At 69.5% G+C, this 22194-nt stretch carries 19 protein-coding genes; 14 read left to right on the top strand and 5 right to left on the bottom strand.

Going from position 1 to position 22194, the window contains the following annotated elements; genetic code table 11:
- Positions 1-6: 6 nt before the first annotated feature.
- Positions 7-5538, top strand: a complete 5532-nt coding sequence (locus AC3WOH_RS05685; RefSeq protein ID WP_492228406.1) for an alkaline phosphatase D family protein — start codon at positions 7-9, stop codon at positions 5536-5538.
- Positions 5539-5591: 53 nt separating this feature from the next.
- On the opposite strand, the gene AC3WOH_RS05680 is transcribed toward AC3WOH_RS05685, so the two are convergent.
- The 5 genes from AC3WOH_RS05680 to AC3WOH_RS05660 form a co-directional block, all read right to left on the bottom strand.
- The gene (locus AC3WOH_RS05680) at positions 5592-5918 is read right to left on the bottom strand and encodes a hypothetical protein (RefSeq protein ID WP_492228405.1); all 327 of its coding nucleotides are present in this window, start codon (positions 5916-5918) and stop codon (positions 5592-5594) included.
- Positions 5918-6313 (bottom strand): phage holin family protein, encoded by a 396-nt coding sequence (locus tag AC3WOH_RS05675; protein ID WP_492228404.1) that lies wholly within the window; start codon positions 6311-6313, stop codon positions 5918-5920. The genes AC3WOH_RS05680 and AC3WOH_RS05675 overlap by 1 nt, the downstream gene beginning before the upstream one ends.
- 130 nt (positions 6314-6443) lie before the next feature.
- Positions 6444-6749 (bottom strand): DUF883 family protein, encoded by a 306-nt coding sequence (locus tag AC3WOH_RS05670; protein ID WP_492228403.1) that lies wholly within the window; start codon positions 6747-6749, stop codon positions 6444-6446.
- 160 nt (positions 6750-6909) lie between these two features.
- Complete coding sequence (locus AC3WOH_RS05665) at positions 6910-8010, bottom strand: NAD(P)/FAD-dependent oxidoreductase (protein ID WP_492228402.1); 1101 nt, start codon at positions 8008-8010, stop codon at positions 6910-6912.
- Positions 8007-9053, bottom strand: a complete 1047-nt coding sequence (locus tag AC3WOH_RS05660; protein ID WP_492228553.1) for a histone deacetylase family protein — start codon at positions 9051-9053, stop codon at positions 8007-8009. The genes AC3WOH_RS05665 and AC3WOH_RS05660 overlap by 4 nt, the downstream gene beginning before the upstream one ends.
- A 285-nt stretch (positions 9054-9338) precedes the next feature.
- Here AC3WOH_RS05660 and atzF point away from each other — a divergent pair, with 285 nt between their 5' ends.
- The 13 genes from atzF to AC3WOH_RS05595 all read left to right on the top strand — a co-directional run bounded on the left by atzF (position 9339) and on the right by AC3WOH_RS05595 (position 22182).
- The gene (gene atzF / locus AC3WOH_RS05655) at positions 9339-11075 is read left to right on the top strand and encodes an allophanate hydrolase (protein ID WP_492228401.1); all 1737 of its coding nucleotides are present in this window, start codon (positions 9339-9341) and stop codon (positions 11073-11075) included.
- A gap of 43 nt (positions 11076-11118) precedes the next feature.
- Positions 11119-12126 carry an ABC transporter substrate-binding protein gene (locus AC3WOH_RS05650; RefSeq protein WP_492228400.1) on the top strand — a complete coding sequence of 336 codons (1008 nt, stop codon included), beginning with the start codon at positions 11119-11121 and terminating at the stop codon, positions 12124-12126.
- 15 nt (positions 12127-12141) lie between these two features.
- Positions 12142-12972, top strand: coding sequence for an ABC transporter permease (locus tag AC3WOH_RS05645; RefSeq protein ID WP_145696566.1), 831 nt, complete (start codon positions 12142-12144; stop codon positions 12970-12972).
- Complete coding sequence (locus AC3WOH_RS05640) at positions 12969-13790, top strand: ABC transporter ATP-binding protein (protein WP_492228399.1); 822 nt, start codon at positions 12969-12971, stop codon at positions 13788-13790. Before AC3WOH_RS05645 ends, AC3WOH_RS05640 begins: the two co-directional genes overlap by 4 nt.
- A complete protein-coding gene (locus AC3WOH_RS05635; protein WP_492228397.1) occupies positions 13787-13993 on the top strand; it encodes a DUF4089 domain-containing protein in 207 nt (68 codons plus the stop codon). Before AC3WOH_RS05640 ends, AC3WOH_RS05635 begins: the two co-directional genes overlap by 4 nt.
- The gene (locus AC3WOH_RS05630; protein WP_492228396.1) at positions 13990-15408 is read left to right on the top strand and encodes an AtzE family amidohydrolase; all 1419 of its coding nucleotides are present in this window, start codon (positions 13990-13992) and stop codon (positions 15406-15408) included. Before AC3WOH_RS05635 ends, AC3WOH_RS05630 begins: the two co-directional genes overlap by 4 nt.
- Before the next feature lie 11 nt (positions 15409-15419).
- A complete protein-coding gene (gene hpxZ / locus AC3WOH_RS05625; protein WP_492228395.1) occupies positions 15420-15800 on the top strand; it encodes an oxalurate catabolism protein HpxZ in 381 nt (126 codons plus the stop codon).
- A gap of 67 nt (positions 15801-15867) precedes the next feature.
- On the top strand, positions 15868-16989 hold the full coding sequence (locus AC3WOH_RS05620) for a BMP family ABC transporter substrate-binding protein (RefSeq protein WP_492228552.1): 1122 nt from the start codon (positions 15868-15870) through the stop codon (positions 16987-16989).
- A 149-nt stretch (positions 16990-17138) separates the two neighbouring features.
- Entirely contained in the window at positions 17139-18236 is a 1098-nt protein-coding gene (locus tag AC3WOH_RS05615; protein ID WP_492228394.1) for an ABC transporter permease, read from the top strand.
- The gene (locus AC3WOH_RS05610; protein WP_492228393.1) at positions 18233-19159 is read left to right on the top strand and encodes an ABC transporter permease; all 927 of its coding nucleotides are present in this window, start codon (positions 18233-18235) and stop codon (positions 19157-19159) included. Before AC3WOH_RS05615 ends, AC3WOH_RS05610 begins: the two co-directional genes overlap by 4 nt.
- Positions 19160-19171: 12 nt before the next feature.
- Positions 19172-19873, top strand: coding sequence for a biuret amidohydrolase (biuH, locus tag AC3WOH_RS05605; RefSeq protein WP_492228392.1), 702 nt, complete (start codon positions 19172-19174; stop codon positions 19871-19873).
- 18 nt (positions 19874-19891) lie between these two features.
- Complete coding sequence (locus AC3WOH_RS05600; RefSeq protein ID WP_492228391.1) at positions 19892-21499, top strand: ABC transporter ATP-binding protein; 1608 nt, start codon at positions 19892-19894, stop codon at positions 21497-21499.
- Positions 21496-22182: a cysteine hydrolase family protein gene (locus AC3WOH_RS05595; RefSeq protein ID WP_492228390.1), complete on the top strand. Its 687-nt coding sequence runs from the start codon at positions 21496-21498 to the stop codon at positions 22180-22182. Before AC3WOH_RS05600 ends, AC3WOH_RS05595 begins: the two co-directional genes overlap by 4 nt.
- Positions 22183-22194: the final 12 nt, after the last annotated feature.

Genomic DNA, 22194 nt, shown 5'->3' with positions numbered 1-22194 from the left:
GGCCCCATGGCGACCCATTCTCGCTGGTCAGAGCCCATCGAAGCGATGTTGCAGCTCAATGCCTCCCCCTGCTGCGATGTCCTTATTGTGGGCTCAGGCTATGGCGGGAGTTTCGCAGCCCGTGAACTGGCTGCGCCCGGCGTGGAAACCTGGGTCGTCGAACGCGGCCGGGAATACGCGCTCGGCGAGTTTCCCGAGGACATCGGCCACCTGCCGGGCCATTTGCGCATGCAGCGTGGCGCAAGCGGAAAGGCCCTGGGGAACGCGCAGGCGCTGCTCAACGTCCAGAACTTCGAGCAGGTGGCGGTGCTCACCGGCTGCGGCCTGGGGGGCGGCTCCCTCGTCAATGCGGGCGTGGCCTTCAAACCTGCGGCAAGCACCTTCGGCCATAAGCCGTGGCCCGGTGTCTACCGGCCCGGCGGCGCACGCCACGGGGCCTTGTTGCAGGCCCTGGACGAAGTCGTCTGCGCCCTGGAGGCCGCGCCCCTGGAACGCGCGGCCGAACTGCCCAAGTTCCAGGCCCTGTCCCGCCTGGGCGGCGCGCTGCAGGCCGGCAAGGCCCAGCCGGTCGACCTGACCATCTCGGGCACGAAGAGGACCAATGCGCACGGAGTGGAGATGGAGGCCTGCGTGCGCTGCGGCAACTGCTTCACCGGCTGCAACGTCGGCGCCAAGGGCTCGCTGGCCACCAACCTCATCCCGGCGGCCCACCGCCGCGGCGCGCGCTTCTTCGTCGGCGGCCATGCCCTGCGGGTAGAGCCCCTTGCAACGTCCGCACGCAGCGCGAACGGGCGCAGCCTGCGCTGGCGCGTGCACTTCGAGTGCTCCACGGGCAGCCGCAACACGGCCCCCGTCGAATTCACCATCGATGCGCACACCGTCATCGTCAGCGCGGGCAGCCTGGGCAGCACCGAACTGCTGCTGCGCTCGGTTCAGGTACCGCACTCCGAGCGGCTCGGCGCGGCCTTTTCCACCAACGGCGACGTGGTGGCGATGGGCTGGCGCCAGCGCCAGGCCGTCAATGCGGTCTCAGCCCCCGAAGCCGACGGCACCGAGCCCAGCCGCGATGTAGGGCCGACGATCTCGGCCACGCTGCGCGTGCCGCTCACGGTGGAGGGGGTGCAGCAGGAAATCCTGCTCCAGGACGGCGCCATCCCCTCCGCGCTGGCCCAGGCCACGAGCACCCTGGGCCACACGCTGGCCACCTTGCACCGCTATGTGCAGGACACGGATGCACGGTTCCCCGGCACCGACGACCCTCTGGCCCTGCCACGGGATGCGGCGCGGCACGCGCAATTGCTGCTGGCCATGGGCCAGGACGCGTCGAACGGGAAAATCCTGCTGCGCGCCCCCACCGGCAACGGCCCGGCGGACCCCCATGGGCTCGAACTGGACGTGCGCTGGCCTGCCGACGACAAGACCGCCACCGCAGGGCATGCCGCGTACTACCAGGCGGTGCACAGCGCCCTGGGCCGGGCCCATGCGGCCGGTGGCTTCGACGGTGGCGACTACCTGCCCAACCCCCTGTGGCGCCCGGCACCTGACGGTTTCTCCGACATCATCGCGGGCAGCCAGTTGGAGAAATCGGTCACCGTGCACCCTTTGGGTGGCTGCGCCATGGGCGACAACGGCACGCAGGGCGCGGTCGACTGGCGCGGCGCGGTGTTCAAGGGTGCAGGGAGCGAGGTGCATGCGGGCCTGCATGTGCTGGACGGTGCCATCGTTCCGCGCGCGCTGGGCGTCAATCCCTTTGTCACGATTTCCGCCCTGTCCCTGCTCGCCGCGCGGGACATCGCGGGCGAACTGGCGCAGCCGGACCAGGCCCCGGCCGGGCCGCCGGCAGCGGCCCCGGCCGCCCGGCCGCAGCCGCGCGTGGAGGTCGCAACGCGGCCCGACGCCAACGGAAAGCTCCGCCTTCGCATCCATGAGCACCTGCTGGGCGGTACCGAGCAGGGCCACCTGCCCGGCTGGGCGCGGAAGCTGCTGAGCCGGCACGACCCCGCGCTGCCCCCCGGGGCCGCCATGCAGCCGCGCGCATTCATCGCGGCCGTCGAGGTGGAGGTGGACCTGCAGCAGTGGCTGGCCGAGCCTTCGACCCGGTGGGATGCCTCCCTCTCGATCTATGCCAACCCCCTTCCCGGTTGGCCGTCCATCCACTCCGAGGCCTTGAAGGGCGAGCCCCTGCTGCGCGGGGCGGGGCAGGTATCGCTGCTGGCCTTCGAGCGCGCCAGCGCTCCACGCAGGGCCTGGCGCTGGCTGCTCGCCTTCGGAGCCTTCCGGGAACGCAGGCCGGGCAACCTCTTGCGGTACCTGGGGCCCGGCTGGTTCAAGAAGCTGGGCGCCCTCGCGCGCGCAGGCTGGCTGCATACCAACCACCGCACACTCGACTACCACTTCACGCTGCTTGCGCAGGGCCAGGCCGCAGACCAGGCCCTGGAGGTCGTCGCCCGCGGCAGCAAGCTGCTGGCCTACCGCCCAGGCGCGCGCACGCTGTGGGAAGCGCTCACGCTGCTGGACTTCGAACTGCGCACCAAAGACGAGGGCGCGCCCTGGAAGCTCGGGCTGCGCGTCGATCTGGCCGACCTGGTGAGCCGGCTGCGCCTGCAGATCCGCGAATCGTCCAGCACGCCGGCCTCCATGGTCGGGCTGGCGGCATTCGCCTCCCTGTGGCTGCGCGCACTGATGCAGACGCACTTCTGGTCACTGCGGGGCCTGGATTACGGGCAGTACACGCCACCGGTGCTGCCGCCGCATCCCCCCTTGAAGACCGCCGGGGGGGTCATCGTCCGGCCACAGGAGGAGGTGCTCAAGGCGGCACGCCGCAGCGGAGCGCAGCAGCAGATCGGGCTGCAGCTCACGGTCTACCGCCATCCCGAAGGCGGGCGGCATGTGCTCTTCATCCATGGGCTGGCCCATGGCAGCGGCGTGTACGCGACGGACACCGTGGACACCAGCATGGCCGGCCACTTCCTGCGCGCAGGCTACACCGTCTGGCTGCTGGACAACCGCATGTCCAACCGCCTGCGCTACGCGCGCGGTGCGCACACCATGGACGACATTGCGCACACCGATATTCCCGCCGCCATCGACCGCGTGCACGCACAGACGGGAGGCCAGGCCATCGATGTCTTTGCGCACTGCGTGGGCGCAGGGGCCTTCGCGATGTCGGCACTGCAGGCGCGCTTTGACACCACCAAGGTGCGTGCGGCCATCATCCATGCCGTGCACCCGTGGGTAGTGCCGTCCGTGTCCAACCGCTTCTCGGGCGCCCTGGCCGCGCTCTATCGCAACCTGCTGACCGGCAGGGAACGCATCAGCCCCCTGCTCCCGGCCCACCCCGACGCGGCCGATGAACTGCTGGACCGGTTCGCGGCGACCCTGGCCTGGACCGAGAAGGAACGTATCCTGCACGAGGCGCACCGCGAATCGCCCGGCGCGGGCTGTGCCATCTGCAACCGGATGACCGCGTTCTACGGGCGCGAATGGGTGCACGCCAACCTGGACCCGCGCACGCACGAAAGGCTGGGAGAACTCGTGGGTGTGGCTGGCGTCGAGGTGTTTCGCCAGCTGTACTTCATCGTGCTGCGCGAGCGGCTGACCAACCGCGATGGCGAGAACACCTACCTGCTGCAAGACAACTTCCGCCAGAACTGGCACTTTCCCACGCTGTTCGTGCACGGTCTGGACAACCAGGTGTTCGATCCGCGCGGCGCAGCGCGCAGCTGGAACCGGCTGCGCCGGATCTTCGCAGGCCAGCCGCAGGAACACGTGGTGCGCACCTTCCTGCGCAAAGGCTATGGGCACATGGATTTCCTGTTCGGCAAGCATGCCCACCGGGACATCTATCCCCACCTGACCCGCTTCCTTGAGCAACCGGCCGCGTTTGAGGACATCACCGATGGCTGCCATATCGATCCCGAACGGCCGTGCCCGGACGGCCAGTCCAGCGACACCGACCTGGCCGATCGCGATTTCACCACGCCCATCCGGCCGCTCACCGGCCCCATGCTGCAGATCGAACATGGGCCCGAGGGGCAGCGCCGGCTGGTGATCTGGGTGGAGCAGTACCTCGACACCACCAGCACACCGATGCCGCCCGAGGTCCGGATCGGCGGTGCCGTGTACCCCGCAGCCTGGATCACGAAACTTCCCGGCGTGTTCGCATCCGAGCCCTCACCGGCCAGGCCGCCCACCGGCCAGGGCTACTACTGGACCTGCGTGCTGGAGGAAAGTGCGAGCCTGCGGTTTGCCAGCCTGCTGCCTATCAGCCTGGTGCTGCGCAGTCTGCCCCAGGGGTCCGGCGTGGCCGGGGATGCGCATCCCGTGGCTGAATCGCAACCCATCGCTCTCGACCTGGCCGCGCGGCCCTGGTGGCAGCGCTGGACTGTGGAGGGCCAGGCGCACACCAGCACCAGCTTCCTCGCCAGCTCCTGCCGCTGGCCGGGCCTGGCCTTCGAGCGCGGGGCGATCGATGCCCTGGCCGGCGACATGGCGCAGCACATCGACCATGCCAGCGCGCCCGTGCAGGCACTGTTGCTGCTGGGCGACCAGATCTATGCCGATGCCACCGCCAATATCGCCGAAACCACCGAACCCGACGAGCGCGGTGCCCAGCGCTACCGGGAGAGCTGGGGCAGCCCCGCCACGCGGCAGCTGTTCGCACGCCTTCCCGTCTGGCTGGTGGTGGATGACCATGAGTTCGACGACAACCTCGACGGGGCGGACCGTGCCACGGCAGACTCCGTGCGTGGACAGCGTTTCCTGAGCGGCTTCCTGGCTGCAACGGCCTACCAGTCACGCTTTCACCGCCCGAAGCTGCCCCGGCTGTCCGAGGACCCGCAGGGATACAGGGTGGAGCGCGGCCTGTGGCATTGCTTCGAGGTGGGCGGCATTCCCGCGTTCGCGGCCGATACGCGCACCGAACGCACCTCCCGCACCCTGGGCACCTGGAGGGATGCGCCCATCATGCGCGAAGAGCAGATGCTCGCCATCGAAGCCTGGCTGTTGGCCCACCCCAAAGGGCCCAAGCTGCTGTGCAGCGGCAGCGTGTTCGCCCTGCCGGAGAACCGCTTCGTCGCCCAACCGGCGACCTGCATCGCAGCCGACAACTGGCTCGGCTATCCGGCCAGCTGGCGCCGGCTGGTGAAGTTTATCGTCGACAAGGGCATCGAGGGCCTCATCTTCGTGGCGGGCGACTACCACCTGAGCGCCCTGGTCGAGATCGAACTGAGTAGCCAGGGAAAATCCGTGAAGGCACTCAACCTCGTGTGTTCGGCGTGGAATGCCAGCCTGCCGTTTGCCAACGCCCAGCCGTCTGATTTCAGCTTCGACCAGCCGGTGCGCGCGCCGGGCAGCGATGCCGATGCCGCCATGATGTGCACCGCGCGCTTCGCATCGGACGCCCAGCGGCAGTTCTCCAAGGTCACGGTGACCCGCGATGCAGGGAGCCGCGGCACGGCAGCGGTCGCCATGGACGTCTATGGGCCAGGCAATGTTCTGGCCAAGGAACTGCGGGCGCAACTGGCGCTGGGAGGTTGACCTCGATCAGCCCGCCGGCCCGCTGCGACGTGCATGCGGGCGGCGGCCCCTCGTCAGCCCCTTCGCGCGAGAAACGGGCCCAGGCGGGTGATGAGCGGCATCGCCAGCCCCACCCAGCGGACCAGGCGGCGCGGCCCGGCCACCACGGCGGCACCGGCCAGGGCGGCCACTGCGACCGGGTGCTGTTTGGCAAAAGCTGCTGCGCGCAAGGCAAACGGTTCATCCGGCGAAGCCTGCTGGGCGGACTGCGCCAGGGCCAGCGCCTGGGCCCGGGCCTTGCGCCGCGCGCGAATGCGCTCGCGCTGCAGGGCAATGCGGTCCAGCACGCGTTGCTGCTCGGGCGTGGGTTCGGGAACAAAGGCTTGTTTGTCGGCAGGCATCACAGCCGCTCCTTGATGTCGCGCCAATCCTGGGCCAGTTCCTGGCGGGTCAGGGCAAAACCGTTGCCGGCCCGCTTGGCCACGGACACGAGGCGGGCCAGCGCCGCACCCCAGCCCAGCAGCCATGCACCGGCCACCAGCCAGCCCACGAGCACGCGGTGCTCGGTGTCCCAGAAGTGCACCAGCAACGCCATGGACAGCATGATGAGCGCCACCACCGTGAGCCCGCCGACCAGGATGGTCAGCACCAGCAGTTGCTGCAGGCGCTGTTTCTGGTCCTGCCATTCCAGGCGCACCAGGTCCATCCGGTCTTCGGCGGCAATGGCCCCTTCAATGATGTTCGCGCGCCAACGCGCCACCAGCGCATCCAGGCCCAGAAGAGCGAACCAGTTCATCAGTGTCCTTGGGTGTTAGATAGTCAAGGCAGGCCGCGCTGCCAGGGTTGCGGGCACCACGGTGCCAGCAGAGCAAAGCCCTGCCGCACCGCAAGTGCGCAAGAAGGCGCCCCCGTGGGCCGCCGTCGCTTCAGCGGCGGGCCAGCAGAAAGCCCACCAGAGCGCCCACGGCCAGCGCCGCACCGGCCACGCGCCAGGGTTCGTCATGGGCGTAGCGGTCGGCAGCCAGGGCCGCATCCTTGGCCTGGCGGGCGGCATCCTGGGCGGCGCGCACGGCAGCTTCGCGCGCATTGTGCAGGCCGTCGTCGAGCTTCTGGCGCAAGAGCTTGATGTCGGGCACGGAGTCGAGGTCCTTGCTGGCCAGCAGGCCGCGCAGGTCGGACACGAGTTTTTCCAGATCGGCCTGGGTCGTGGAAACGGAGTCGGAAATACTCATACAGCAAACCTTTCTGATTAGAAATTGAAGAAATCACACCCCATGGGTTGCCGCAGGCTCCCCCTCATGCAGCGCTCGCTGTCATCTTAGCGGACACATCGCCAAAAACCATGTAGGACTTGGACGCAATGGCCTACGCATTACAGGGTGTTGACAGGCATCATGGCAACAAGGTGGCCACGTGCGCAGCGATGGCCAGTGAACTCGTGAGGCCCGGTGACTCGATGCCGAACAGGTTCACCAGGCCCGGCACGCCATGCGCTGCCGGCCCCTGGACCACAAAGTCGGCCGCGGCCTCGCCCGGTGCCGTGATCTTGGGGCGCATGCCGGCATAGCCTGGCAGCAGCGCGCCGTCCGCCAGGCCCGGCCAGTACTTGCGCACCTCGGCATAGAAGGCATCGCCACGGGCGGGGTCCACCTGCAGGTCGGCAGGGTCGTCCACCCATTGCACATCGGGGCCGAAGCGGGCCTGGCCGCCCAGGTCCAGCGTGAGGTGCACGCCCAGGCCCGCCGCCTCGGGGGCCGGGTAGATCAGGCGGCTGAACGGCGCACGCCCGGCCAGGGTGAAGTAATTGCCCTTGGCGTAGTACGGCGTGGGCACATCGCGCGGGTTCAGCCCTTCGAAGCGGCGCGCCAGATCGGGCGCGGCCAGGCCGGCAGCATTGACCACGCTGCGTGCCAGCAACTGCGTGCCATCGGCGGCCTGCAGGTGGATGCCCTCGGCTGTGCAGTGCGCCTGCGCCAATGGCGAGTTGAGCGCCACCAGCCCGCCCGCATGCTCCAGATCGCCCTGCAGCGCCAGCATCAGCGCATGGCTGTCGATGATGCCGGTGCTGGGCGAATGCAGCGCGGCTACGCACTGCAGCGCGGGCTCCAATGCTTGCGCTGCAGCCGCATCCAGCCACTGCAGGTCGGTGACGCCGTTGGCCCGGGCACGCGCCTCGATTCCCTGTAGCGCCGGAATCTGGTCGGCCGCCGTGGCCACGATGAGCTTGCCGCAGCGCCGGTGGGGCACGCCGCGCTCGGCGCAGTAGGCATAGAGCATCTCGCGCCCCTGCACGCACAGCCGGGCCTTGAGCGAGCCCGCCGGGTAGTACAGCCCGGCATGGATGACCTCGCTGTTGCGCGCGCTGGTGCCGGTGCCGATGGCATCGGCTGCCTCCAGCACCATGACCTCGCGGCCCTGCAGGGCCAGCGCGCGGGCCACGGCCAGGCCCACCACGCCGGCACCGACCACCACGCAGTCGACGGCGTCGCTCACCGCGCTGCCGCCTGCTCGAAGCCGTCAAGCACATTCACGGCGTTGTGGCCCAGCTCGGCTGCCGCATAGCCGCCTTCGAGCACGAACACCGTGGGCAGGCCCAGGGCGGCCAGGCGTTCGCCCAGGCGCGTGAAGTCCGTCGTCTTGAGGGCGAATTTGGAGATCGGGTCGTCCTCGAAGGCATCGAGCCCGAGCGAGACCACCAGCGTGTCCGCCTGGTACTGGGCGATGCGCACGCAGGCCTGCTCCAGCGCGGCAAACCACTGCTCGGCGCTGGTGCCTGCGGGCAGGGGCAGGTTCAGGTTGAAGCCCGCCCCCTGCTCTGCTCCGGTTTCGTCGGCATGGCCCAGGTAGAACGGGTACTCGGTGCGCGGATCACCATGCATGCTGATGAACAGCACGTCGTCGCGGTCGTAGAAGATGCTCTGCGTGCCATTGCCGTGGTGGTAGTCCACATCCAGCAGCGCCACACGGATGGACCCGTGGTTGCGCAGCCACTGTGCGGCCACGGCGGCGTTGTTGAGGAAGCAGTAGCCGCCCATGAAATCCGGACCCGCATGGTGGCCCGGCGGGCGCGTGCAGCAGAACGCGGCGCGCGCGCCCTGGGCCACACGCGCCGCCGCGCTGGCCGCAGCGTCGGCCCCGGCCTTGGCGGCCTCCCAGGTGCCTTCGGCCATGGGGGTTCCGTTGTCCATGGAGTACAGGCCGAGCTTGGCGACGAAATTATCGGGCTCCACATCGCTGCGCAGGCTGCGCACCGGCCACACCGAGGGAAAGGGCTGCACCGAAGCGTTGACCGCATCCAGCGCCAGCCATTGCTGCCAGGCGCTCTGCAAAAAGGCCAGGTAGCGCGGCGCGTGGATCTGGGCCAACACGGGGCTGCTGTCCACATCGGGCGCCAAGAGGCCGTGGCCGCGTTCGCGCAAGGCGTCCTCGACGTACTGGGCACGCACCGGCTTCTCGAAGCAGGGGACGCGCTCGCCGCGGTAGAACTCGTGGACCGGCGCATGCCGGTGGTGCAGGGGGTTGTGGAAGGAGATCATGCGGACGCGGCTGGGGATGGATTTCACGCCGGCGTCCTCCATGCACTCCCGGGACACCAGCAGGGCTCACCACTTTAGCGCGTCCCGCACCGCCTGAAACCCAATCCATGCACCAGAGCGCAGCAGGGTTCTAGCCGCCAATGGCCTGGACGTCCCCTGCGCAAGGGGAGCCAGACACCCCCTTTTCCTCTGAGCGCAGGGCATGACGCCACCCTGCCCGCACGCTCCCGCACACCTGGCACAGCGCTTGCATCTCATCTTGTATCCAAGATTGAATTCTTCAAAATGGTGCAAGCAACAAGCTCTTTGGTGGCCGAACTTTCCCCCGCAGCGGCAGGCGCGCCGGTGCTGGCCGAGCAGGCCTGGATACTGCGCTGCGAGCCGCCCCTTGCCGGCGCGCCCGGCGGCCCGCTCAATGGCCTCACTTTTGCGGTCAAGGACAACATCGATGTGGCGGGTTACCCGACCTCGGCCGCCTGCCCCGCTTTCGCCTACACCGCCACGGCCCATGCGGCCGTGGTGCAGCGCCTGCTCGATGCGGGCGCCACCCTGGTGGGCAAGACCAACCTGGACCAGTTCGCCTGCGGGCTCAACGGCACGCGCTCTCCGCATGGCGCCGTGCCCAATGCGCTGGATGCCGCCTATGTGTCGGGCGGCTCCAGCTCGGGCTCGGCCTATGTGGTGGCAACGGAGCAGGTGGATTTCGCGCTGGGCACCGACACCGCCGGTTCGGGTCGCGTACCGGCCGGGCTGAACAACATCGTCGGCATCAAGCCGACCAAGGGCCTGGTCAGCGCACGCGGTGTGGTGCCGGCAGCGCAGAGCGCGGACTGTGTCTCCATCTTCGCGCGCACCGTGGACCTGGCGGCCCGCGTGCTGCAGGTGGCCCAGGGCTATGACGCACAGGACCCCTATGGCCGGCAGATCCCCCTGGCCCGCGAGCCGCTGCCCGTGGGCTTTCGCTTCGGCGTTCCCGACGTGCTGGAGTTCTTTGGCGATGCGGCGGCCGAGACTGCTTTCGCCGAAGCCGTGGCCCGGCTACAGGCCCTGGGCGGCACGCCGGTATCCATCCACTACGCACCGCTGGCCCAGGCCGCCGCCCTGCTCTACGAAAGCGCCCTGGTGGCCGAGCGCTATGCCGCCGTGCGCGGCTTCTTCGATGCGCATGCCGACCAGGTGGTGGAGCCGGTGCGCAGCATCCTGGCCAGCGGGCGCGGCTACAGCGCGGCCGACCTGTGCGATGCCCAGACCCGCCTGCGCGCGCTGGGCCAGCAGGTCGCGCCCATGTGGCAGGGAGCCGAGGCCATCGACGTGCTGCTGGTGCCCACGGCCCCCACGCACTACACCATTGCCGCCATGCAGGCCGACCCGGTGGTGCTCAACCGCAACCTGGGGGCCTACACCAATTTCGTCAACCTGCTGGACTATGCTGCCATTGCGGTGCCCAGCAGCCTGCGCGCCGATGGCCTGCCCTTCGGCATCACCCTGATCGGCCCCTGCGGCAGCGACCTGCAGCTGGCCGAGCTGGGCCAGCGCTACCACCACGCCATTGGCCTGCCCCAGGCCGCCGGCAGCATGCCCCTGCCCGCCCCCCAGCCCATCGCCGGGCTGCAGGCGCCTGCCACGGTCAGGGTCGCTGTGGTCGGCGCGCACCTGAGCGGCATGCCCCTCAACGGCCAGCTCACCGAGCGCGGCGCCACGCTGGAGCGCGCCACCGAGACCGCCCCCGACTACCAGCTCTACGCCCTGCCCGGCACCGTGCCGCCCAAGCCCGGCCTGCTGCGCGTGGCACCCGGCCAGGGCACGCGCATCGCCGTCGAGGTCTGGCGCATGCCGGCCGCGCACTACGGCAGCTTCGTCGCGCTGATCCCCCAGCCGCTGGGCATAGGCACCCTGTCCCTGGCCGACGGCAGCAGCGTACAGGGCTTCATCTGCGAGCCGCTGGCCCTGGCCGGTGCGCGCGACATCAGCCACTTTGGCGGCTGGCGGGCGTACATCGCGTCGCTCAAGGCCGGCAACTGATCCACCCATTCCCCCACCTCCAACCCTGCTGCAGGAGCCTTCCATGACATCCCACAGTTCCCCTCTTTCCAACGGCACCTCGCGCCGCCGCGTCCTGCAGGCCTCGGCCGCCACCCTGGGTGCGCTGGCCGCGCCTGCGCTGGTGCGCGCCCAGGCGGGTCCCAAGGTCCGCATCGGCTTCTGGCCCGTGGCGGCAGGCCTGCCCTTCTTCGCAGCGGTGGAAAAGGGCTACTTCAAGGAGGCCGGGCTGGACGTGGAGCCGCTCAAGTTCGCGGGCGCCCAGCAGGTGATGGAGGCCATGCTCTCGGGCCGCTCCGACGGCAGCTCCAACGGCACGGGCTCGGCCAACCTGGCCATCGGCGAAATCGCCCAGCCCGGGCTGTTCAAGATCTTCGCGACCAACCCGAGCAACGCCAAGTTCGTGCTCGACCAGTTCATCACCGGCAAGGACAGCGCCATCAAGACCATGGCCGACCTCAAGGGCAAGAAGGTCGCCTCCGGCCCCGGCATCCAGAACATGACCTTGTGCAAGACCATGCTGGAGCGCGCCGGCGCCAGCGGCGTCACGGTGACCGAGCTGCCTATCGGCCAGCACATCGCCGCCATCGTCGCCGGCCAGGTGGACGCCTGCTACACGCTGGAGCCCACGGGCACCATCGGCCGCATGAACGGCACCACGCGGGTGATCGAGTCGGGCGTGGTGGCCAGGTACATCCTGGGCGACGCCATGGCCCCCTGGCACGGTGGCGCAGCCAGCCTGACCAGCGAGTTCATCAAGAAGAACCCCGAGGCGGCCAAGAAGTTCATCGCCGCCTATGCCCGCGGCATCGAGCTGGTGCGCACCAAGCCCGAAGAGGCCCGCCAGTTCATGAAGGGCTATACCGCCATCGAAGGCCCGCTCACGGCCGAGGTGCCGTTGGCCTCCTACATGCTCTACAACGAGTTCAAGCCCAGCGACCTGGCGCACTTCCAGAAGTTCTACGACCTGTTCACCGAGAAGGGTATCTTCGAGAAGAAGGTCGTGGTCGACAGCCTGATCTACAAGGCCTGAGGGGCAGGACGCGCCATGGCCGACACCACGACCACCACCGCCGGCGCCTGGTCGCCGCCCGCGGGCAAGGCGGCTTCCGCCGCGCCCAAAAAACCCGCCTGGGACAAATTCCTGCCCTTTGCCGGGCCGCTGGCCCTGTTCATCGTCTGGGACCTGGTGGTGCGCCTGGGCTTCATCAAGCCCATCTTGCTGCCGCCGCCCGGCACCACCGTGCTCACCCTGGTCACCGGGCTGGCCGGCGGCCCGCTGCTGCTGGATTTTGCCGTGACCGTCTGGCGCACGGTGCAGGCCTTTCTGATCGCGGCGGTGGTCGGCGTACCCCTGGGCGTGCTGCTGGGCAGCAATGAGCGCGCCTACCGCAGCGTGGAGTTTTTGATCGACTTCTTCCGCTCCACGCCCTCCTCGGCGCTGATCCCGCTGTTCCTGCTGATCTTCGGCGTGTCGGACGTGAACAAGGTCGCCATCGCCGCGTTCGGCGCCTTCCTCATCGTCATCTTCAACAGCGCCTACGGCGTCATCAATGCCCGCAAGCAGCGCGTGATGGCCGCGCGCGTCATGGGCGCCTCGCGCTGGCAGATCTTCAAGGACGTGCTGGTCTGGGAGAGCCTGCAGCCCACCTTCGTCGGCCTGCGCTCGGCGGTGTCGATGGCGCTGGTCATCGTTATCGTGGCCGAGATGTTCATCGGCTCGGACAACGGCCTGGGCCACCGCATCATCGACGCGCAGCAGGTCCTCAACGTCAAGAGCATGTACGCCGCCATCCTGGCTGCGGGCGCGCTGGGGTATGCCCTGAACATTTTGTTCCTCGTCGCCGAACGCAAGATCGTGCACTGGAGCGGCCGATGAACACCGTCGTCAACGGCGCCGTGTACGCCGACGTGCCCCGCCGCGCCTTCACACCCGGCCCGGCCGGCACGCACATCACCATCCGCGGGCTGACCAAGTACTTCGCAGGCTGGCCGTTGTACGAGGACTTCGACCTCGACATCCCCAAGCACAAGATCGTCTCGGTCTTCGGCCCCAACGGCTGTGGCAAGAGCACGCTGATCAACATGATCGCGGGCCTGGTGCCCATCGACAGCGGCGAGATCCTGTTCGACGGCAAGAGCCTGAAGGACACCAAGATCGGCTACGTCTTCCAGAACTACCGCGAAGCGATGTTCCCGTGGATGCGCACCATCGACAACATCGCCTACCCGCTCCAGCTCGAAGGCAAGAGCAAGGCCGAGGTGGACCGCCGCATGGCCGAGCTGGTGGCCTCGTTCGACGTGAAGTTCGACCTGAACCGCTACCCCTACGAGCTGTCGGGCGGGCAGCAGCAGACCGCCTCCATCATGCGCGCTCTGGCGCCCAACCCCGAGGTGCTGTTCCTCGACGAGCCCTTCTCGGCGCTCGACTTCGAGATGACGCTGTTCATCCGTGAGAAGCTGCAGGAGGTGTTCATGCAGACCGGCACCACCATGCTGCTGGTCTCGCACGACCTGGAGGAAGCCGTCTACCTGGCCGACGAGGTGCTGCTGCTCACCAAGCGCCGGACCAAGGTGGCCGAGATCCTGCGCTACGAGGACGCGCGCCCGCGCACCCTGGCCACGCTGAGCGAACCCAGCTTCGTGGCGATGAAGAAGCTCAGCCTGGAGATCTTCCAGCGCGAGGTGCGCCGATGAACGCCGCCGAGCTCGAACGCTACCTGGATGCGGCCTCGGCCGCCGTCGGCCTGCCCATCGCGGCCGAGCACCGCGCTGCCGTGCTGGGCTACCTGGCGCTGGCCAGCGGCTTTACCGACACCGTCAACGCCGTGCCCCTGGCCGCCACGGACGAACCCGCCATGGCCTTTGTGCCCGTGGTGCCGCTGGAGGGCAGCGCATGACGGCCCCCTGGTGGCAGCAGGATGCGGCCGGCACGGCCCAGGCCGTGGCGGCACGCGACGTGACGGCCACGGCGCTGGTGACGCACTGCCTGGCGCGCATCGCGCAGACCGACGCCCGCGTGAACGCCTTTACCGAAGTGCTGGGCACTCGCGCCCTGGCACGCGCCGCACGCATCGATGCCGGCCTGGCCGATGGCACACAGGCCGCCCTGCCCCTGCTGGGCGTGCCCTTTGCCGTGAAGAACCTGTTCGACGTGGAAGGCATCGCCACCCTGGCGGGCTCGAAGATCGAGCGGGGCGCGGCACCGGCCACAGCCGATGGCCTGCTGGTGCAACGGCTGGAGGCCGCGGGTGCCATCCTGGTCGGGGCACTCAACATGGACGAGTACGCCTACGGCTTCACCACCGAGAACAGCCATGAGGGTGCCTGCCACAACCCGCACGACCTGGCGCGCATCGCAGGGGGCTCGTCGGGCGGCTCGGGCGCGGCCGTGGCGGCGGGCCAGGTGCCCATCACCCTGGGCTCGGACACCAATGGCTCCATCCGTGTGCCGGCCTCGCTGTGCGGGGTGTTCGGGCTCAAGCCCACCTTCGGGCGCCTGCCACGCACGGGCAGCTTTCCCTTCATCTCCAGCCTGGACCACCTGGGGCCCATGGCGCGCAGCGTGCGCGACCTGGCGCTGGCCTACGATGCCCTGCAGGGGCCTGAGGCACCCGGCGCGCACACCGATGCCGGCTGTGCGCAGCGGCCCGTGGAGCCGGTTTTCCAAACGCTGGGGCAAGGCACGACGGGCCTGCGCATCGGCGTGCTCGGCGGCTACTTTGCCGACAACGCCCTGCCCGAGGCACGCGCCGCCGTGGACCGGGTGGCGCAGGCACTGGGCGCCGAGGCCGAGGCGGTGGAACTGCCGCTGGTGGAGGCCGGCCGCGCCGCGGCCTTCCTCATCACCAATGCCGAAGCCGGTGCCCTGCACCTCGACAACCTGCGCAAGCGCGCGGCAGATTTCGAGCCGCTGTCGCGCGACCGCTTCCTGGCGGGCGCACTGATCCCCGCCGCCTGGGTGGCACGCGCCCAGCGCGTGCGCGGCCGCTATGCCCGCGCTGCCGCTGTCGTGCTGGCGCGCTACGACCTGCTGCTGGCCCCCGCCACGCCCTGCGCGGCCACGCCCATCGGCACCGAGCGCTTCGACCTCAACGGGCGCGACCTGCCGCTGCGCCCCAACATGGGCCTGCTGACCCAGCCGATCTCGTGCATCGGCCTGCCCGTGTGCTCCGTGCCCGTGTGGGGCGCCCACCCGACCTTGCCCATCGGCGTGCAGCTCATCGCCGCGCCCTGGCGCGAAGACCTGGCGCTGCGCGCCGCCGCCGTGCTGGAGGCTGCAGGCATCTGCCAGGCACCGGTCGCCTCCCTCTGAAAGCCCGCACCATGCCCCACCCCATCAACCAGCCCGAAGTGCTTGCCGAAGTGCAGGCCGTGTTCGCCCGCTACGAAGACGCGCTGGTGAACAACAAGGTCGATGTGCTCGACGAGCTGTTCTGGGACAGCCCCCACACCCTGCGCTACGGCGCCACCGAGAACCTGTACGGCTACGCGCAGATCAAGGCGTTTCGCGCCGCGCGCCCGTCCCAGGGCCTGCAGCGGCGCCTGCTGCGCACCGAAATCACCACCTATGGCAGCGACTTCGCCACGGCCAATGTGGAGTTCCAGCGCGAGGGCAGTGCCCGCACCGGGCGCCAGAGCCAGACCTGGCTGCGCACGCCAGCCGGCTGGCGCGTCGTCGCCGCCCATGTGAGTTTGCTGGATTGAACCCTTTTTCTCCCCCTCCCCCGATCCAACCATTGCCGAAAGGACTGCCATGAAACACGAGAAACCCATGACCCGCCTGGCCCACCCGAACCGCCGCGAATCCCTGAAATCCCTCGCGGCGCTGGGCGCTGCCGGCACCCTGGGCGGCTGGGCGCTGCAGGCGAACGCGCAGGCGCCGCTCACCGTGGGCGTGATCTATGTCGGCCCGCGCGACGACTACGGCTACAACCAGGCCCATGCCCAGGCCGCGGCCGAACTCAAGAAGCTGCCCGGCGTGAAGGTGGTCGAAGAAGAGAACGTGCCCGAAACCGCCGCCGTGCAAAAGACCATGACCGGCATGATCGCGCAGGACGGCGCCAAGCTGCTGTTCCCTACCTCGTTCGGCTACTTCGACCCGCACCTGCTGGCCCTGGCCGCCAAGTACCCCGATGTGCGCTTTTCGCACTGCGGCGGCATGTGGACCGAGGGCAAGCACCCCAAGAACGCGGGCAGCTTCTTCGGCTACATCGACGAGTGCCAGTACCTCAACGGCGTGGTGGCCGGCCACATGAGCAAGAGCGGCAAGATCGGCTTCATCGCGGCCAAGCCCATCCCGCAGGTGCTGCGCAACATCAACGCCTTCACGCTGGGCGCGCGCTCGGTCAAGCCGGGCATCACCTGCAGCGTGATCTTCACGGGCGAGTGGTCCATGGCCGTCAAGGAGGCCGAGGCCACCAACAGCCTGGCCGACCAGGGCTGCGACGTGTTCACCATGCATGTGGACGGGCCCAAGGTCATCGTAGAGACCGCTGCCAAGCGCGGCAAGATGGTCTGCGGCTACCACGCCAGCCAGGCCAAGCTGGCGCCCCAGGCCTACCTGACGGGCGCCGAGTGGAACTGGCTCACCGCCTACACCACCATCATCGAGGCGGCGCGCACGGGCAAGCCGCACCCCAACTTCCTGCGCGGGGGCCTGAAGGAAGGCTTCGTGAAGATGTCGGCCTACGGCCCGGCCGTGAGCGATGCGGCCAAGAAGCAGGCCGACGAGACCAAGGCCAAGATGATCGCGGGCGGCTTCGACATCTTCAAGGGCCCGCTCAAGACCAACAAGGGCAAGGAGGTCATCGCCAGCGGCAAGTCGTTCAAGCAGACCGACCTGGAGCTGGAAAAGATGGACTACCTGGTCGAAGGCGTCCTGGGTTCATTTTGACTCCCCCTGAGTCGCTTCGCGCCTTCCCCCTCAAGGGGGACGCCGCCAGCGCGGCGGGGTGGCCCTTGCGCGGCGGCCACTGGCCCAGGCCCTGCCTGCTCCACGCACCGCAAGCAAGGCTTGCTCCAGTGACTTGTTGAAGGAAACGTATGCACCCGGTCGCCAAGGACATCCTCCTGCCCGTTGCCGCCATCGCGCTGGCGCTGCTGCTGTTCGGCGGCTTCGTCGGCTTTGCCGGCGTGAACCCGCTCGACGTGTGGGCAACGCTGTTCAAGGGCGCCTTCGGCGACTGGTTCTCGTGGCAGAACACCTTGCAGCGCGCAGCGCCGCTGATGCTCACGGCCCTGTGCGTGGCGTTGCCCGCGCGCGCCGGGCTCACGGTGATCGGCGGTGAAGGCGCCCTGGTGCTCGGCGGCCTGGCCGCCGCGGCCCTGCCCATGGCCGTGGCCCTGCCCACCAACGCGGCGGGCACGCTGCTGGCCTGCGCGGCAGGGGCCGTGGCCGGTGCCCTCTGGATCATGCTCGCGGGCTGGCTGCGCCAGTACCGCGGCATCAACGAGACCATCAGCAGCCTGCTGCTGTCGTACGTGGCCATCGGCCTGTTCAAGCATTTCGTGGAAGGGGCGCTGCGCGACCCGGCCAGCCTGAACAAGCCGGCCACGCCCAGCCTGGACCCCGGCCTGCTCATCGGCGGCATCGCCGGGTCGGATGTGCACTGGGGCCTGGTGCTGGGCGTGCTGGCCTGCGTGGCGCTGGGGCTGTGGCTGCATTTCACGGCCTCGGGCTTCTCGGTGCGCGTGGTGGGCGGCAACCCGCGCGCGGCGCAGCTCGTGGGCCTGCCCTCCACGCGCCTGGTGCTGCTGGCCTGTGCCCTGGGCGGCGCCGCGGCCGGCCTGGCCGGCGCGGTGGAGGTGGCGGCCGTGCACACCAATGCCAACGGGGCACTGATCGCGGGCTATGGCTATGCGGGCATCCTCGTGGCCTTCATCGCGCGGCACAACCCCATCGCCATCATTCCGGTGGCCATCGTGTTCGGCGGTTTCGGCGCAGCAGGCAGCCTGCTGCAGCGGCGCCTGGGCCTGCCCGACGCCTCGGTGATGGTGCTGCAGGGCATTGCCTTCGTGCTGATCCTGGCCAGCGAGGCGCTGCGCGAGGTGGACTGGCGGGCCTGGTGGGCCCAGCGCCGCAGGCGGCCCGAGGACACCAGCACCACCCCGGCACCGGCTGCCCATGTGGAGGCGATATGACTGCAGACCAATGGATTGCCCTCGTCGCCGCCATCGTGGGCGGGGCCCTGCGCGTGGGCGTGCCCTTCCTGTTCGTGAGCCTGGGCGAATGCCTCACCGAAAAATCGGGCCGCATCAACCTGGGGCTGGAGGGCGTGCTGGTGCTCTCGGCCATGGCGGCCTTCGGCGGCGCCTACCTCACGGGCTCGCCCTGGCTGGGCGTGCTGGCCGGGGCCACGGCAGGCGCCCTGCTGGCCACGCTGCACGGCGTGCTGTGCTCGCTGCCGCGCGTGAACGACGTGGCCACCGGCATCGCGCTGATGCTGCTGGGCATGGGCCTGGCCTTCTACCTGGGCAAGCCGCTGATCCAGCCGCAGGCCCCGCAGATCCCCGCCCTGCCGCTGGGCGGCTGGAGCGATTCGCCCGTGGTGCAGTCGGCCCTGCAGGTCAATGCCCTGCTGCCGCTGGGCGTGGTGCTGGCCGTGCTGCTGTGGTGGGCCTTTGCGCGCACGCGCTGGGGCCTGCTGGTGCGACTGGCGGGCGACTCGGCCAACGCTACGCGCGCCCTGGGCTATTCGGTGCCAGGCATCCGCATCGCGGCCACGGCGGCGGGCGGCTTCATCGCCGGGCTGGGTGGCGCCTCGCTGACCCTGTTCTACCCCGGCAGCTGGAACGAAGGCATCTCCAGCGGCCAGGGCCTGATCGCCGTGGCGCTGGTGATCTTTGCGCGCTGGAGCCCCCTGCGCTGCCTGGTGGCCGCCCTGCTGTTCGGCGGCGCGGGCGCCATCGGCCCGGCGCTGCAGTCGGTCGGCGTGGGCTGGGGCTACCACCTGTTCAACACCGTGCCCTATGTGCTGACCCTGCTGATCCTGGTGGTGACCTGCAAGCCCGGCAGTGTCGCCACCGGCAGCCCCGGTGAACTCTCTTCCACCAAACAGTCTTGAAGGACCTCCCACGTGACCACAGCGACCACCCGGCACGTCCAGGCCAACCCCTATGCCTGGCCCTACAACGGCGACCTGAGGCCCGACAACACCGCACTGCTCGTGATCGACATGCAGACCGACTTCTGCGGCATCGGCGGCTACGTGGACGTGATGGGCTACGACATCGCCCTCACGCGCGCACCCATCGCGCCGCTGCAGCGCCTGCTGCCGGCGATGCGCGCGCAGGGCTTTCGCATCATCCACACCCGCGAGGGGCACCGGCCCGACCTGGCCGACCTGCCGGCCAACAAGCGCTGGCGCTCGCGCCAGATCGGCAAGGAGGGCCTGGGCATCGGCGATGCCGGGCCCTGTGGGCGCATCCTGGTGCGCGGCGAGCCGGGCTGGGAGCTGATCCCCGAGCTCGCGCCGCTGCCCGGCGAGGTGGTGATCGACAAGCCCGGCAAGGGCTCGTTCTACGCCACCGACCTGGACATGGTGCTCCAGCTCGCGGGCGTGCAGAACCTCATCCTCACGGGCATCACCACCGATGTCTGCGTGCACACCACCATGCGCGAAGCCAATGACCGGGGCTATGAGTGCCTGCTGCTGTCCGACTGCACGGCCGCCACCGACCCGGCCAACCACCAGGCGGCACTCAACATGGTGACCATGCAGGGTGGTGTGTTCGGGGCGCATGCCACTTCGGCCGAACTGTTGATGGCCTTGGAATAGCCCACAAGGAAGCACGCCATGTCCGACCACTTGCCCGACCACCCCATAGGCGCACTGCCTCCAGGCACCGGCGCGCTGGCGCTGGAGACCTGGAACCTGACCAAGCGCTTTGGCAGCTTCACCGCCATGGACCGCGTGAACATGCGCGTGGAGCCCGGCAGCGTGCACGCCCTGCTGGGCGAGAACGGCGCGGGCAAGAGCACGCTGGTCAAATGCGTGGCGGGGTACCAAAGGGCCGAGGAAGGCGCCATCCTGATCGACGGGCGCGAGCAGGCCATCGCCAACCCCATCGTCGCGCGCAGCCTGGGCATCGGCATGGTCTACCAGCACTTCACGCTGGCGCCGGGCATGACGGTGGCCGAGAACCTGCTGCTCGCCGGCGGCCAGACCCCGGCGGTGATCGACTGGCGCGCCAAGCGCGCCGAGCTGCAGGCCTTTCTGGCCACCACGCCCTTCCAGCTGGACCTGGACGCCCGCCCGTCCGAGCTGGCGGCCGGCGAAAAACAGAAGCTCGAACTGCTCAAGCAGCTGTACCTGCGCCCGCGCCTGTTGATCCTGGACGAACCCACCTCGGTGCTGACCCCGCAGGAGGCCGACGAGGTGCTGGGCCATGTGCGCGCCTTCGCGCAGAGCGGGCAGTGCAGCGTCATCATCATCACGCACAAGTTCCGCGAAGTCATGGCCTATGCCGATGCCGTGACCGTGCTGCGCCGGGGCCAGGCCGTGCACCATGGCCGCGTGGTCGATACGGGGCCAGAGGCCCTGGCCCAGGCCATGATGGGCGAAGCGTCCGCAGCCCCATCCACCCAGGCCCGCCCCGAGGCGGCCAGCCGGGCCGAAAACGCCCCCGGCGAAACCGCACTGCTGGTACAGGGCTTGCAGGCCCCGGGCGACCGTGGCACCCTGGCCCTGCCGGGCCTGGACCTGGCGGTGCGCCGGGGCGAGGTGCTGGGCGTCGCCGGCGTGTCGGGCAATGGCCAGCGCGAGCTGGTCGAGGCCCTGGTGGGCCAGCGCCCGCGCCTGGCAGGCAAAGTGCAGGTGCTGGGCCGGGACTACACCGCCACGCGCGCGCAGAACCGCGAACTCAAGGTGCGCAGCCTCCCCGAGGAGCCGCTGCGCAATGCCTGCGTGGGCGACCTGTCGGTGGCCGAGAACATGGCCTTGCGCGACTTCGACCAGCCGCCGCTGCGCCGTGGCGGCGTGCTGCGCTTTGCCGCCTGGCGCAGCCGTGCGCGCGAATGGATCGCGGGCTATGGCGTCAAGACCCAGGGCGAGGGTGCGCCCATCCGCAGCCTGTCGGGCGGCAACGTGCAGCGCGCGGTGCTGGCGCGCGAACTGGCGGGCGACATCAATGTGCTGATCGCGGCCAACCCGGTGTTCGGCCTGGACTTTGCGGCCGTGGCCGAGATCCATGCCCGCATCCTGGGCGTGCGCGAGCGCGGCGGCGCCGTGCTGCTGGTCAGCGAAGACCTGGACGAACTGCTGGAGCTGGCCGACCGCATCGTGGTCATGAGCGAAGGCCGCATCGTCCATGAAACCCCGGCCGCCACCGCCGAGCGCCATGTGCTGGGCGCCTACATGGGCGGCGGGCACGACCACAGCCCCGCGCAGGAGGCCACCGCATGAGCCTGACCACCGTCCACGCCAACCCTTTCGACTACCGCTTCGCGCTGGCGCACACCGCTCTGGTGATCATCGACATGCAGCGCGACTTCATCGAGCCCGGCGGCTTCGGCGAGACTCTGGGCAACGATGTGTCGCTGCTCGAAGCCATCGTGCCGGCCTGCCAGGCCGTGCTTGCCGCCTGGCGCGCGGCGGGCGGCCTGGTGCTGCACACGCGCGAATCGCACCGGCCCGACCTGTCGGACTGCCCGCCCGCCAAGCGCCTGCGCGGCAACCCGCAGCTGCGCATCGGCGATGCGGGGCCCATGGGCCGCATCCTGGTGGCGGGCGAGCCGGGCAACCAGATCGTCCCGGCCCTGGAGCCGGTGGACGGAGAGATCGTGGTCGACAAGCCCGGCAAGGGCATGTTCTACGCCACCGGCCTGCACAAGACTCTGCAGGCGCGCGGCATCACGCACCTCGTCTTCATGGGCGTGACCACCGAGGTCTGCGTGCAGACCAGCATGCGCGAGGCCAACGACCGCGGCTACGACAGCCTGCTGCTGGAAGACTGCACCGAGAGCTACTTCCCGCATTTCAAGGCGGCCGCCATCGAGATGCTGCGCGCCCAGGGTGCCATCATCGGCTGGACCGTACCATCGGCCGCGCTGCTGTCGGCCTTGGCCGACGCAGGCATGGCCCCGTAGTTGCTAAAGTCG

The organism is Acidovorax sp. FW305-C-20-28 (genome assembly GCF_058783375.1).
The sequence above is the reverse complement of the archived record's forward strand: the minus strand, read 5'-3'. Positions and strand labels throughout refer to the sequence as shown.